The organism is Methylotenera sp., assembly GCF_030684185.1.
Lineage (GTDB): Bacteria > Pseudomonadota > Gammaproteobacteria > Burkholderiales > Methylophilaceae > Methylotenera.
In genome coordinates this window covers 137,347-150,667 of sequence record NZ_JAUXOY010000027.1, presented here as the reverse complement: position 1 = coordinate 150,667, position 13,321 = coordinate 137,347, and the positions used below count along the sequence as shown (strand labels likewise).

The window sequence follows — 13,321 nt, the reverse complement described above, 5'->3', positions numbered from 1 at the left end:
TTGATGGAAATCGGAATTCAGCGTCTTTGAATCACTAGATTCTGTGTCAAGCTCAGGATGACGAAGTTGTTATCGGATTGCTTGGTGAAATAGCTATATATTAATCATCCCCTAAAAAACCACCACTCTGATGTGCCCAAAAAGTTGCATACAAGCCACCAATCTTGAGCAATGCTTGATGATTACCCTCTTCAGCTATTTTGCCTTCATCCAATACTATCAGTCTATCCATCGCCGCAATGGTTGATAAACGATGTGCGATGGCAACTACGGTTTTACCTTGCATTAGATTATATAAACTAGCCTGTATCGCCTGTTCTACTTCAGAGTCCAGCGCACTGGTGGCTTCATCCAACAATAAAATCGGTGCATCTTTTAGCATAACACGTGCAATGGCAATACGCTGACGTTGCCCACCAGAGAGCTTTACACCGCGCTCGCCTACATGCGCATCATAAGCGGTACGTCCCTTCGCGTCGCGCAAACCTAAAATAAAATCATGCGCCTCAGCGCGCTTGGCTGCGTTAATCATTTCAGCTTCTGTAGCATTAGGGCGGCCGTATAAAATATTGTCACGCACGCTGCGATGCAGCAAAGATGTGTCTTGGGTAACCATACCAATCTGACTGCGCAGGCTATTTTGCGTGACTTGCTTAATGTCTTGCCCATCTATCAACACTCGTCCTTGTTCTACATCATAAAAACGTAACAGCAAATTTACTATGGTAGATTTACCTGCACCTGAACGCCCAACCAAACCAACTTTCTCACCTGGCCTTATACTCAGGTTAAGCGCTTCCAACACGGTACTTTGCAAGCCATAGGCAAAACTGACTTGCTCAAACTTAATATCACCTGCAGTCACTACAAGCGGTTTAGCTTCTGCTGCGTCCGTAATTTGGTGTGCGATTGATAATGTATTAACGCCATCTTGTGCAGTACCAATCTGTTCATAAAGCGATGTCATCTCCCACATCACCCAGTGCGAAATACCGTTTAGTCGCAGTGCCATTGCGGTGACTGCGGCCACACCGCCTACGCTTACTTCCCCTTTAGTCCATAGCCATAAAGCAACGCCTGATGTAGCAATAATCAGCAGCATATTAAGTACATGGTTCATTACTTCAACACCAGTGACGTAACGCATTTGCGCATGCACCGTGCTTAAAAATTCTTTCATGGCAGATTGTGCATGGCTGGCCTCACGTCCTGCGTGCGAGAACAACTTAACCGTGCTGATGTTGGTGTAGGCATCGGTAATGCGACCTGTCATTAGCGAGCGTGCATCGGCTTGCTGTTGTGATACTTTGGCTAAGCGCGGCACAAAGTAACTTAATGACGCAATATATAAAATCACCCAAGCTAAAAATGGCAACATGACCATGACATTAAAATGCCCGACAACAGCCACCATGGTCACAAAATAAATCACTACGAATACCAGAATGTCAGCGACGATAAACCATACATCACGCACTGCCAGTGCTGTTTGCATGACTTTTGCGGCTACGCGACCTGCGAATTCATCTTGGTAGAAACTCATGCTTTGGCTAAGCATGAGTCTATGGAAATTCCAACGCAATCGCATTGGAAAGTTGCCCGCCAGAGTTTGATGTTTAATCAGCGATTGTATTGTGATAAGTATCGGGCTTAACAGCAATATCACTGCCAATAACAGCAGATGATGCTTTTCTGTAACCCACAATAAATCAGGCGAAGTTTTACTTAACCAATCTACCACTTTACCCATTGCCGCAAATAACAGTGCTTCAAAACCACCGATGAGTGCTGTGAACAAGGTCATCACCAAAATGAACCGCCGCGAACCTTTTGTACAAGCCCATACAAACGGCCATAGCGCATCGGGTGGTGGGTTGATTTCGCTTGCGGGAAATGGATTTAGGAGATTTTCAAACCAGCGTAGCATAGAGTGATTTCAATTCAGGTCAGTTTTAATGCCAGCTTATCAAAAAGTAGCGGGGGTTTAAGTTCAAGTGAAATTTAATGAAACTAGACTTTTTGAATCAAACAAACTGCTTCAGCCGCAATGCCTTCACCACGGCCAGTAAAGCCTAGCTTTTCAGTAGTGGTGGCTTTCACATTAATAGCATCTATTTCTACCTGACAGTCTTCGGCAATATTGATGCGCATTTGTTCAGTATGTGGCGATAATTTTGGCATTTCGCATATTACTGTGCAGTCGATGTTGCCCACTATATAGCCCATAGACCTGAGTAGCGACACAACATGACACAACAACTGTCTGGAATTGATGCCTTTAAACCGCATGTCGCTTGGTGGAAAATGTTTACCGATATCCCCCAGCGCCGCAGCGCCAAGCAAAGCATCGCATATCGCATGCAACAATACATCGGCGTCCGAATGACCATCCAAACCCTTTTCAAATTGAATATCCACGCCGCCGATAATGCATTTTCTGCCAACAACTAATTGGTGTACATCATATCCATGGCCGATTCGTATTGTCATATTCTTATCAACTTGAACTAAATAAGGCAGATAATACTGCCAAATCTTGCGGGTAAGTCACTTTGAGATTTTGCAATTCACCTATGACAAGCTTTGGCTTCAAACCTAATGCTTCAATCGCCTCGGCCTCATCCGTCGGCGACCCGCCAAACGCTATAAGTGCTTTTTTAAGCGTAGCATAGCGAAACATTTGCGGCGTTTGCGCCTGCCATAAATCGTTGCGCGGTATTGTTGCTGATACCCGTTGCTCGCTATCTGCACGTTTTAAAGTATCTGCTAATGGCATTGCTAATAATCCACCTACATCATCATTTTCCAGCATACTTAACAAGTGATTCAGCAAGCGATTACTAAGCCCTGGACGCGCGGCATCATGTACTAATATCCAATCGTCCGCTTCAACCTGATTTTCAATGGCGATTAAACCGTTAAGCACGGTATTAGCACGCGTATCCCCACCGCAATAATGCACCTGCAACTTACTACTTGAGTGTAAATAGGTACTGCGCCAGTGCGCGTCTTCTTGATTGAGTAAAACATGAATAGTGTTGATTTTAGTCGACTGATCAAACACTTTAATGACATGCTGAATCAATGTCTTGCCGTGTAAATTCAAATACTGTTTAGGTGCCTCAGCGCCCATGCGGCTGCCATTGCCAGCCGCTGGAATAATAACGTGAAAACGCGCCATGCTAAATTTTATTTAAGTTGAACAACATACGCGAATTTTAGCATAGCACGTATATTTGTTTTTTATTATTCCAGCCTTGATTTTGCTGGACACAAATAAAAACGGGAGCATAAGCTCCCGTTAAAACCAACAAAATAACTTGTCTTGATTAAGATTGGCCTTCTTTTCTGCGACGTGTCATAAAACCAATCAAACCTAATCCAGCCAACATCATAGCGTAACTTTCTGGCTCAGGAACTGCTGCCACACGCCATACATAGTTAGTATAGTTAGATCCCTCATAACCGCTGGCTTCTGAGAACCCATATTCCCTACAATTGGCGTGGTCACACACGTATGCAGAAAATGACGGTGAAGGGCTGTAATTTCCACCGCTGGACGAAAGAGAATATGTTTCGGATGTGGGTGTAAAAAGGTAAGTAGTGTCACCCCACCCATCAAGCCAGGCAGTGTGTGTAATAGTACTCGAATCAACGGTGTCACTGTTGACCGAGATATAGTAATCAGATGCCACACCACCAAACAGCAGCGCCGCCGCTTCGGTCGCACTGTACACTATCGGATTGGAGGTCCAGATAGGGCCATCAAAGACATTAAAATTACCAACGTAAACCGGTGCAGCATTTGCACTAAATGACGCACTTAACAATCCTATGAGTAAAAACTTTTTCATATCAATCCCCCTAACATAAAAGTCATGGCAGTAAAACAGCTTAAAATCTTGTGTGTCACTTACATACCAATTCATAAAGACTTTACAAACGTCTTACGTTGAACCCTACTCCACTTATATTGTAAAATCAATAGACTATTTAAATTAGTCCCCTATCAATCATCCGCAGTAGAAACGATTTTATGAATACTTAAATCTGCTCCATCAAATTCCTCTTCTATACCCATACGAATACCAACCAACTTTTTAATCGTGCCATACACGATAAACCCGCCAGCTAGCGCAATACAAACCCCTAAGCCTGTACCGATAAGCTGCGACATAAAACTAATACCAGCCTCTCCGCCGCCAGTGCCGCCGAGTGCCTTTGCGCCAAAAATACCCGCGGCCAACCCGCCCCAGGCACCACATAACCCGTGAAGTGGCCATACACCTAATACGTCATCAATTTTTAAACGATTTTGTGTTTGGTTAAATGCCCAAACGAATATCACACCCGCAACCGCGCCTGTTACTAATGCACCTAAAGGATGCATCACATCTGAACCTGCACATACCGCGACCAAACCTGCCAGCGGACCATTATGTACAAAACCAGGGTCATTTTTACCCATGATTAAAGCTGCTAAAGTACCGCCTACCAATGCCATGAGCGAGTTTACCGCTACTAATCCAGAAATACCTTGAATGGACTGTGCTGACATGACATTAAAGCCAAACCAGCCTACAGTGAGTATCCATGCACCTAATGCTAAAAATGGAATGTTTGATGGTGGATACGCATGCAAACGACCATCTTTACCATAACGACCAGACCTTGCGCCTAATAAAACCACTGCAATTAACGCAATCCAGCCACCCATAGCATGCACGACAACTGAACCTGCAAAGTCATGAAACTTGGCCCCGAATGTAAGTAATAACCAATTTTGAATTCCGAAATGGTTGTTCCAGGCAATTCCCTCAAAAAACGGATACACGAAACCAACTAACACAAATGTTGCTGCAAGTTGCGGGTTGAATTTAGCGCGTTCGGCAATACCGCCAGACACAATAGCTGGAATGGCTGCGGCAAAGGTGAGAAGGAAAAAGAATTTGACTAGATCGTAACCATTTTTAGCAGCTAATACTTCCGCACCACTAAAAAAATTAACGCCGTAAGCAATGCTATAACCAATAAAAAAATAGGCGATGGTCGATACCGAAAAATCCACCATGATTTTTACTAAGGCATTAACCTGATTTTTTTTACGTACTGTACCCACTTCTAAAAATGCAAAACCCGCATGCATCGCTAGCACCATAATAGCGCCCAGCAGTACAAATAGCACATCGTTTGACGAAACTAACGCTTCCATCCTTAAATTACTCCATTGATTTCAATGCCACAATAGAAAGCAAATAGCGCGCCAAAAAACAAGCTATTGTTTTGTATAAATTAATTTACTTGAAGAATAGTAGAAAGCATTTTATTGGTGCCAGGTATGGTGCATTGCACTTAAATAGTGCATTAACTAGAGGATAATGTGATTTAAATTCTTTAGCTGAGGCTTATAACAGAATATTTCCTGAGCCATCTTTAAGCACCATACTGCTTGCATCAGGGTTGCCAATCCAAAAATGGTAAAACTCGCGCACAACCACCAAAAACAATCGACGATTATTTTTAATGTGAAAAAGCGGCAGCGTAAGGTCAACGGCAGTTCGATAGGATTTGTGGTTTTTTACCGGGGCATTTTTTAAACGAACTAAAATAATTTTAGCTAACTTAGTACGTGTGTCTACCAGCGAAAGTTCAGAACCCTCTTGCCTTAGCGCTTGCGCATAAGCTTTTAATGGCCAATTTTCGGAAGCTTCAAATTTTTCAGTTACCAGACTTTCCATGAGCGACTTTAACGAAGCTGGCAATGGCTTCCATAGCAGTGGGGCAACATCAAACCCTGGATTTATATTTAAAGCTGCAATCGCTTTAATATCTTTTTTCCAGAATGGATAAAACTCACGCGCTGAAGTGAGCGCGGTATGCCAGTCATCCACAAGAATAGTTTCCATGAGATTCTCTACCGCTTCACGATAGACATTACCATCCAATTCCTTACCAGCTAAGTTTACAATCAGTTGCTCTAAAAACAACGATCGTTTGTGCAGAACAGCGCTACCTGCACCTTTGACTTGTATCAGCTTCAAATATGCACGAATGGCTTCATTTTCACGCGTTAAATCCATTGAATTATTATTCTTCATCATGTCTACATAAAACTATATCTGATTACCAGTGGCTTAGCTTACAATTCGACATAATAATAGACTTTATTTTAAGAATAAATCATTAAATAGATGAAAAAATTAATGCGCTTAGTGTTTAAAACACGCTAAACATATCCACGACAATTAAAATAAAAACACTGAAAGTATAAGTATGGAACTCGCACTATTAATACTAATGATTGTAATTGCCTGGTTTTGGCTGGATAGCATGGCTAAACGCGAACGCGCAATTTTATTAGGAAGGGAGCTTGCGGCACGCTTTAACTTACAACTGCTGGATGAAACCGTGGCTTGCAGCAAATTATGGCTAGCAAGAAACAGCCGAGGCCGTATGCATTTATTACGTACTTATGAATTTGATGTCAGTGCTAATGGCGCTGACCGCCTGAATTGCCATTTGATGCTACTTGGCAATCAACTTGGTAGCTGGCATATTCCACCTTATCAGCAACCAGTGCACTGAATGCGCATTTATTACGTTTGGTATTCGCAAGGTTTGGTAGACGCCTAACCGCTTGCTGGGCTACGCCACCCCACAATACGCCCATGTAGCCGTTGCCAGCAACGCGGCAGGTTAAAAGCTAAGCTAGCAAACACTGGCAAAACCGATTGAGGCGAACCATGCCAACCAACTACTTTATGATGACTTAAGTTTCTTAGGGTAACAGCCGCCTTCAACAATAAAAAACGTCACACTCGATGAAGTGTGACGCTAGGCAATAGAACACTGGACAATTCATATTGTGCCAAAAACCCGAAGAAGAACAACAGATTCCTGACTGAATTTTCTACATTTATTCGCTAAAAATACCAACCTCGCCAGGTTTGCGCAACATTTTATTTACTTCGCCTAAATGCAACTCCTCGGCGTAAATCATTTCTCTGGCGTACTCTTCAAGCATGACTGATTTGCCTTCAACCTCAGCCAACAGTGATTTATAGCAATCCAGCGCAGCACCTTCGTGCGCGAGTGACTCGCGTAAAATGTCACCGATATCGTGATTATGCGTTTCCAACAACGGTCCGATACCTAGTGAAGGATGCCCACCCAAGTGCGTAATCAGCTCACCTGCTTTTTGTGCATGTACCAGCGATTCAGCCGATTGACCGCGCAACCAATCAATAATAGGAATACGGTTGTAGCCAAAGACCATCAACGAGTAGTGTGTGTAACGCACTACTCCTGCCAATTCGAACTCCATAATACGATTTAATAAGGCCACTGTTTTTTCTGAAGTCGTTTGTAGTGTCATTTTTTTACTCCTTGATTTAGGTTTAAACTAGAATAACAAACTTAAAAATCATACCGGGCACCTACCTGCACCAACCTCGGCATGCCCGTTAAAATACCACGTGTTCTGTCCGTAATGTAATCTTTATCGAGCAGATTTTTCCCCGTCACAAAGAAGGTCGTTTTATAAGGTTCGTATTTGTAGTTCAGTGCGGCGTTATAAATGGTGTAACTTGCAATTTCGCCATTCTGACCATTGAGTGCGGCTACTTTTGTTTCAGCAAAATCGGCATATTGCTCACCCACATGCACGGCTTCCAGTTGCGCATTCCAGCCACCTACTTTATAACCAAGCGCAACAGTCAGCGTGTTTTCCGGAGCATAAGGCTGGCGATTACCTTTTGCGCTGCCGCCAACAATCGCATTGGTGTCGAATCGTCTGAACGGTGAGTCCTGCTCAGCCACTGGCAACCATGTGTAGGCTAGACGGCTGTAAAAACCGTTGTCAAAATCATACTGTCCACTCAACTCCAAGCCTGTGAACGAGGCCTCACCCTGTGCTAACGCAGGCAAATTAGAGGCCACAGACCCCACTGCAATCAGGTTTTTAAAGTCGTTGTGGAATGCAGTTGCAGCTACGTTCAAGCCCTTCACTGGTTTAGCTCTAAATCCGAGTTCGTAATTGGTCGATTTTTCAGCACTCACTTCTAACACACCACCTGTGGTGTTGCTAATTAAATCTTCAGTACGTGGCGGCGCAAAACCTTCGTGCACACCAGCAAACACGGTAAGATTGTCGTTCGGATTATAGGCAAAGCCGATACCCGGAATCCACTCATGCAAGCTTGCCTCACCTTTTGCACCTGTTAAGCGATTAGTGCGCTCATTTTCTATGTGTTCATAGCGCACTGCGGGGGTGATTGAAAATTGTCCGATATCAAAACGGTTACTGATAAACCCAGAATAAGCATCGGTTTCACGTTTATTTTTTTCTGATGTAGTACCGGTTCTCGCTGTTGGCGTAATACCATTGATCTGTATGCGATTTTGCTCTTCAAAATGCGCTTTTGCACCAAGCTGCAACTCACCCCAGGCATGCGTCACCGTTAAGCGCGGTTCTACGCCATAAGTATCGTAAGTACGCAAGCGACCTTGCACACCTTGGCAGTCATCGCCATTAGTCGCTATGCCTCTAAGCCTTTTTTCTGCCACCCCTTCGACAGATCCCACAGTTGTACAACCAGCACCTGATGCAATGTTTCCCGAGTTACTGCTTTGACGCCACCAGTCGCGGTCAAAATAGCTGTAGTACAAATTGGTAGTCAGCAAGGCATTGGTGTTAATTTGCCAATCATGCGTGGCTGAAACACCGTAGCGCGTAGCTTTAAAACTATCATGATTAAACGGGTTGTATTCACCGCCAAAGTTTTCATATTCTTTCTGCGTAAGCCCGGTATAGCTCACTTGAGAATCCTCACTAAACCAGTTGGCTCGCACGGTAATCGCATGGTCTTCGCCTAGTGATTTAGTCATTTTCACATTCAAATCTTCTATATTTGAATGCGTATTGTCACGAGCACCATCACCCTCTTTATGCGTGTAATCAAACAACACGCCTTTGCCGCCTACATTGATTTTAGTGTTGAGATAATCACGGTTTCCCGCTGTCACACTCATGTGTCCGCCGAATTTTTCTGGCGCATTCGGCGTAATAAAGTTAATCAGGCCACCTGCCGTTTGTGGCCCGTACTTAATCTGCTCTGACCCCTTAAGCACTTCAATACTGCTAAAGCGGTCTATGCTGGGAAAATAATAACTCGCGTTATCGCCATAGGGGGCAAAAGAGAGCGGAATTCCATCTTCTAGCAACAACACCTTGGTTGAACGTGTCGGGTTTAAGCCACGGATGCTGATATTAGGCCGTATGCCCAAACCTTCTTCATCACGCACCACCACACCAGGGGCTTTACGTAAGGCTTCATTAATCGTCAATACATGGCTGGATTCCAACTCCTCCTGTTTAATAATCGTCGCTGAACTGGGTGTTTTAAGCAACTGTTCCTGAGTGCCAATCACATCTACGCGAGGCAAAACCAGCACTTCCGCCTGCTCTGCAAATGATGGACTGTTTGCTATTAGCATCAATGCTGCATAAATAGGTTTAAGCTTAAATTGCATTCTTTTCTCGATTCAATATTACATAGCAAAATTTATTAAATCGTATTCTATATGAGAATCATTATCATTACAATACAAAAGTTGAAACAATAAGTTGGCTCAATGTTAAAATTCGTAGATGAAAAATAATCACGACACGCTACAACGCTTTATATTTGAGAACACACCAGTACGCGGCAATATAGTGAATCTCACGCAAACTTTTCAGCTTGCGCTCAATAAACAACAACTACCCGCTGGTTTAAGAAAATCGCTTGGCGAGCTGATGGCTGCCAGTGCCCTGCTCGCTGCCACGCTAAAAATGAAAGGGGCTTTGGTTTTACAAATTCAAAGCAAAGGTCTGCTAAAACTTTTGGTTGTCGAGTGCTCTTCTGATACTAATGCCGTACTAAAAATTCGCGCTACCGCCAAATGGAGTGGTGATATTCAAGATAGTCAGAATTTATTTGATTTGGTTGATCAGGCACAATTCATGATTACGCTTGACCCTAAAGATGGAGGACAGACCTACCATGGTATCGTGCCGCTAGAAGGTAATAGCATTAGCGCTGTGCTGGAGAATTACATGATGCTTTCAGAGCAAATTGATACCAGAATTTGGTTATGTTGTGACGGAAATTCTGCGGCTGGTATGCTGATACAAAAGTTACCTGAAACGATGAATCAGGTAACGCAAAGCCACGATAATTCAGCTCAAGATTTTGATACTTGGAATCGTGTAGGGCATTTAGCAAGCACGATACAAGATGACGAGTTGCTTAACTTACCGGCAGAAACGATACTTACACGACTCTTTCACGAAGAAGATGTGCGGCTTTTTGAAGCCAGCACAACACGGTTTTTTTGTAGTTGCACACACAAAAGCGTGTCCAGCATGTTGCGCATGCTGGGGAATGAAGAATTAAACAGCATTATTGAGGAGAGAGGAAATATTGAGGTGCACTGCGACTTTTGTAATGCACTTTATGTTTTTGATAAAATTGATGCGGCACAATTAATGGCTGATGAGCCTGCAGTCATCGCCAGCCCCAATATCCACTAAAGCTCAATATGAACTAAATACAAAAACTATTTGTTAAAAAACTGCTTACACCAGTTACGCACATGATTTATTTACACAAATACGGTAAATATTCATCAGAAATATTGGTTTTATTATCACCTTTCAGCGCCATTTTATCAGGTGCTTTTGCCTTGCCACACACCCAAGCCACAGGCACGATCTGAGACTCTTCTATGACTGCGGGTCTGATTGACAGTATTTTACCTTTGATTTTTGGATGGGCTTTATTACCAAAAGTCATATGAATAACGCCATCTTGCAACTCAACTGCGCTAATTAAATTACTTACAATTAGCTCTGGTGCGGGCAATCCGGCTTCTTTATTGTCTGCAGGTAATTTTTTAGACATTTTCCAGGTAGCTACGACTGGCTCTTTTGCAATGTCTGCTAACGGCAAGGCAGCTTGCACTTGCTCTTTAACAATGCGCCCCATACTTGAGGGAATGGCAATCATTGCCAGAATTGCAATAATGGCAACCACAACCATCATTTCAATAGCAGAAAAACCCTTGGACTTTAGCTTGAAAATAGGCTTCATTTTTCAGCAAGACTCAAAGTAAGACTTGACGTTGACGTTCAAACAAACACACTGCAGCTGCAGCGCCAGCATTGAGTGATTCAACAGACCCCAAGGCACTTTTGGCCATAGGGATCGTAATAGGCTTAGTCGTTGCGGCTATAGTTTGTTTGCGTAACCCCGCACCCTCATTGCCAATGACAAATGCCGTGGCCTGTGTTAAATCTTGCACATAAAGAGATTCACCTTGCATGGTTGCAGCATAGCTATTTCCACCAAAATTTTGCAATTCAACAATTAAATCCGCGCGCTCAACTATGGGCAACACAAATTGTGCGCCCTGTCCGCCCCGTAAAGCTTTGGGTGACCATGCATCAGTGCAGCTCGTGCTCAAATAAACAGTTTCAACACCTGCTGCTGCTGCTGTGCGTAACATACTGCCTAGATTACCAGGGTCCTGAATAGCCTCCAGCATCAGCGCGAATGCTGGTTGCTCTGGAGCAGCTAACTGAGGTATTTTTACCAAAGCTAAAATGCCTGTGGCACTAGCGACAGGCGTTAATTCTGCAAACATCAGGGTAGGCAACATAATAGTAGCAATATGCTCTAATGATTGAATCAACCCAGTAGCTTCAACGCTGCTTTGCCCTTCAGGAATGATGATTAACTCAATTCCAGCGTCGTTAAAAGCTTCCAAATAAGCCTCTATCAAATGTACGCCATCTAACAACGTCTTGCCTTCATTACGCCGCTCGCGTGAATTATCTGCAAGTTTTTTTAGCTGCTTAAATACAGGATTATCTCGTGAAACAATATGCTTAAAAGACATAACTAAAAACCAACCCCGCGAAAGACATAACAATAGTTAACAAATTCAGACAACATTTTAACTCATGAGAACAATTATACTTTGCTAATAATTAAAACGAAAAATTAGAATAAAAATTGTTAAAGTGATATGAACACATACAAAAAAACTATTTTACAAGCACTGCTTGGCGCTCTTATTGGCATGGGTTCAACGTGCTATGCAGATGAAGCAAAAGTCCTCAATGTTTACAATTGGACGGACTACATAGCACCTGACACCATTGCCAATTTTGAAAAAGAAACAGGTATTAAAGTGCGCTATGATACCTATGAGAGCAATGAAAGCTTGTACGCAAAGTTACTTACCAAAAAAACTGGCTACGACATTGTAGTTCCGTCATCAAACTGGGCAAAACTTGAAATTGAAAAAGGTGCATTTCAAAAGCTGGATAAATCTAAACTGCCTAACTGGAAAAACCTCGACACTGGCATTCTGACGAAATTAGAAAGTGCTGACCCTGGCAATAATTATTTGGCTGGCTGGTTATGGGGCTACACCAGCATTGGCATCAACACAAACAAAGTGATTAAAGCATTAGGTAATACAACCATTCCAGATAACTTGTGGGAGCTAGTATTTAACCCGGTTTACACCTCGAAACTTAAATCATGCGGCATTGCATATTTAGATGCGCCTGACGAGATATTTCCACTCGCCTTGCAGCACCTAGGCAAACCTGCATTTAGTCAAAATGAGGAAGATTACAGACAAGCATTTGAAATGCTGGTAAAAGTGAAACCAGATATCCAGCATTTCATACCAGCTTCACAATCAATCAAAGCGTTGGCCAGTGGGTCAGTGTGCATATCCATATCTTGGGCAGGCGACATTAATCAGGCTCGAAAGCTCGCAAAAGAAGAAAATACCAATCAATATATAGTGGCAACCATGCCTAAGTCTGGCGCTACACTATTTTTAGATACGATGGCGATTCCTGTTGATGCGGCCCATCCAGATAACGCGCATAAATTCATCAATTACATCCTGAAAGCCGAAGTGCATGCAGGCATAACTAATGCGACAAATTATGCTAACCCCAATAAAGCAGCCTTGAAATTTGTAAAGGCTAATCTTAGAGACGACCAGTCCATCTTCTTATCTAGCGACAATATTGGCAGATTAACTGCACCTGGTATCGTTGACGATAAAACGCGTGCGATTATGCAGGAGTATTTTGCAGCATTTAAGGCAGGCAAGTTAATTCCGCCACTTAAAATCAAAGAACCGATAAAAAAAGAGAAGCCAGTAAAAAAACAGAAACAAAAGTAAGTGCATGTCTTTATTAGTAACTAGAATAGCAGTAATTTTTTAAGTATTTTTCATAACGTCAACATTTTAA

13 protein-coding genes are annotated in these 13,321 nt (G+C 42.9%); 3 read left to right on the top strand and 10 right to left on the bottom strand.

Going from position 1 to position 13,321, the window contains the following annotated elements; genetic code table 11:
- Positions 1–100 precede the first annotated feature (100 nt).
- The 6 genes from Q8J82_RS10685 to Q8J82_RS10660 form a co-directional block, all read right to left on the bottom strand.
- The gene (locus Q8J82_RS10685) at positions 101–1,927 is read right to left on the bottom strand and encodes an ABC transporter ATP-binding protein (protein ID WP_305252093.1); all 1,827 of its coding nucleotides are present in this window, start codon (positions 1,925–1,927) and stop codon (positions 101–103) included.
- A gap of 83 nt (positions 1,928–2,010) precedes the next feature.
- The gene (gene ispF, locus Q8J82_RS10680) at positions 2,011–2,490 is read right to left on the bottom strand and encodes a 2-C-methyl-D-erythritol 2,4-cyclodiphosphate synthase (protein ID WP_304907904.1); all 480 of its coding nucleotides are present in this window, start codon (positions 2,488–2,490) and stop codon (positions 2,011–2,013) included.
- A 7-nt stretch (positions 2,491–2,497) separates the two neighbouring features.
- Complete coding sequence (gene ispD, locus Q8J82_RS10675; RefSeq protein WP_304907903.1) at positions 2,498–3,181, bottom strand: 2-C-methyl-D-erythritol 4-phosphate cytidylyltransferase; 684 nt, start codon at positions 3,179–3,181, stop codon at positions 2,498–2,500.
- A 148-nt stretch (positions 3,182–3,329) separates the two neighbouring features.
- Complete coding sequence (locus Q8J82_RS10670) at positions 3,330–3,929, bottom strand: PEP-CTERM sorting domain-containing protein (protein WP_305328289.1); 600 nt, start codon at positions 3,927–3,929, stop codon at positions 3,330–3,332.
- An 80-nt stretch (positions 3,930–4,009) separates the two neighbouring features.
- The gene (locus Q8J82_RS10665) at positions 4,010–5,212 is read right to left on the bottom strand and encodes an ammonium transporter (RefSeq protein ID WP_304909613.1); all 1,203 of its coding nucleotides are present in this window, start codon (positions 5,210–5,212) and stop codon (positions 4,010–4,012) included.
- Positions 5,213–5,405: 193 nt separating this feature from the next.
- Positions 5,406–6,080: a hypothetical protein gene (locus Q8J82_RS10660; RefSeq protein WP_305328326.1), complete on the bottom strand. Its 675-nt coding sequence runs from the start codon at positions 6,078–6,080 to the stop codon at positions 5,406–5,408.
- A 193-nt stretch (positions 6,081–6,273) separates the two neighbouring features.
- Between Q8J82_RS10660 and Q8J82_RS10655 the strand changes: the two genes are divergently transcribed.
- The gene (locus Q8J82_RS10655; protein ID WP_304891055.1) at positions 6,274–6,585 is read left to right on the top strand and encodes a DUF3301 domain-containing protein; all 312 of its coding nucleotides are present in this window, start codon (positions 6,274–6,276) and stop codon (positions 6,583–6,585) included.
- A 331-nt stretch (positions 6,586–6,916) separates the two neighbouring features.
- Here the strand turns inward: Q8J82_RS10655 and Q8J82_RS10650 are convergent, their stop codons facing one another.
- Together Q8J82_RS10650 and Q8J82_RS10645 are read right to left on the bottom strand one after the other, a co-directional pair.
- Positions 6,917–7,375: a bacterioferritin gene (locus Q8J82_RS10650; protein ID WP_305328288.1), complete on the bottom strand. Its 459-nt coding sequence runs from the start codon at positions 7,373–7,375 to the stop codon at positions 6,917–6,919.
- Positions 7,376–7,416: 41 nt separating this feature from the next.
- On the bottom strand, positions 7,417–9,495 hold the full coding sequence (locus Q8J82_RS10645; RefSeq protein WP_305328287.1) for a TonB-dependent receptor domain-containing protein: 2,079 nt from the start codon (positions 9,493–9,495) through the stop codon (positions 7,417–7,419).
- Positions 9,496–9,649: 154 nt separating this feature from the next.
- On the opposite strand from Q8J82_RS10645, the gene hslO reads away from it, so the two are divergent.
- Positions 9,650–10,573 (top strand): Hsp33 family molecular chaperone HslO, encoded by a 924-nt coding sequence (hslO, locus tag Q8J82_RS10640; RefSeq protein WP_305328286.1) that lies wholly within the window; start codon positions 9,650–9,652, stop codon positions 10,571–10,573.
- Between the two features lie 67 nt (positions 10,574–10,640).
- On the opposite strand, the gene Q8J82_RS10635 is transcribed toward hslO, so the two are convergent.
- Positions 10,641–11,132 (bottom strand): pilin, encoded by a 492-nt coding sequence (locus Q8J82_RS10635; protein WP_305328285.1) that lies wholly within the window; start codon positions 11,130–11,132, stop codon positions 10,641–10,643.
- Positions 11,133–11,145: 13 nt separating this feature from the next.
- Entirely contained in the window at positions 11,146–11,940 is a 795-nt protein-coding gene (locus Q8J82_RS10630; protein WP_305328284.1) for an RNA methyltransferase, read from the bottom strand.
- A gap of 129 nt (positions 11,941–12,069) precedes the next feature.
- On the opposite strand from Q8J82_RS10630, the gene Q8J82_RS10625 reads away from it, so the two are divergent.
- A complete protein-coding gene (locus tag Q8J82_RS10625; RefSeq protein WP_305328283.1) occupies positions 12,070–13,251 on the top strand; it encodes an extracellular solute-binding protein in 1,182 nt (393 codons plus the stop codon).
- Positions 13,252–13,321: the final 70 nt, after the last annotated feature.

Coding starts and splice junctions, on each gene's coding strand:
- Q8J82_RS10685 (WP_305252093.1), bottom strand. CDS start 1,927: ATGCTACGCTGGTTTGAAAATCTCCTAAATCCATTTCCCGCAAGCGAA.
- ispF (WP_304907904.1), bottom strand. CDS start 2,490: ATGACAATACGAATCGGCCATGGATATGATGTACACCAATTAGTTGTT.
- ispD (WP_304907903.1), bottom strand. CDS start 3,181: ATGGCGCGTTTTCACGTTATTATTCCAGCGGCTGGCAATGGCAGCCGC.
- Q8J82_RS10670 (WP_305328289.1), bottom strand. CDS start 3,929: ATGAATTGGTATGTAAGTGACACACAAGATTTTAAGCTGTTTTACTGC.
- Q8J82_RS10665 (WP_304909613.1), bottom strand. CDS start 5,212: ATGGAAGCGTTAGTTTCGTCAAACGATGTGCTATTTGTACTGCTGGGC.
- Q8J82_RS10660 (WP_305328326.1), bottom strand. CDS start 6,080: ATGGATTTAACGCGTGAAAATGAAGCCATTCGTGCATATTTGAAGCTG.
- Q8J82_RS10655 (WP_304891055.1), top strand. CDS start 6,274: ATGGAACTCGCACTATTAATACTAATGATTGTAATTGCCTGGTTTTGG.
- Q8J82_RS10650 (WP_305328288.1), bottom strand. CDS start 7,375: ATGACACTACAAACGACTTCAGAAAAAACAGTGGCCTTATTAAATCGT.
- Q8J82_RS10645 (WP_305328287.1), bottom strand. CDS start 9,495: ATGCTAATAGCAAACAGTCCATCATTTGCAGAGCAGGCGGAAGTGCTG.
- hslO (WP_305328286.1), top strand. CDS start 9,650: ATGAAAAATAATCACGACACGCTACAACGCTTTATATTTGAGAACACA.
- Q8J82_RS10635 (WP_305328285.1), bottom strand. CDS start 11,132: ATGAAGCCTATTTTCAAGCTAAAGTCCAAGGGTTTTTCTGCTATTGAA.
- Q8J82_RS10630 (WP_305328284.1), bottom strand. CDS start 11,940: ATGTCTTTTAAGCATATTGTTTCACGAGATAATCCTGTATTTAAGCAG.
- Q8J82_RS10625 (WP_305328283.1), top strand. CDS start 12,070: ATGAACACATACAAAAAAACTATTTTACAAGCACTGCTTGGCGCTCTT.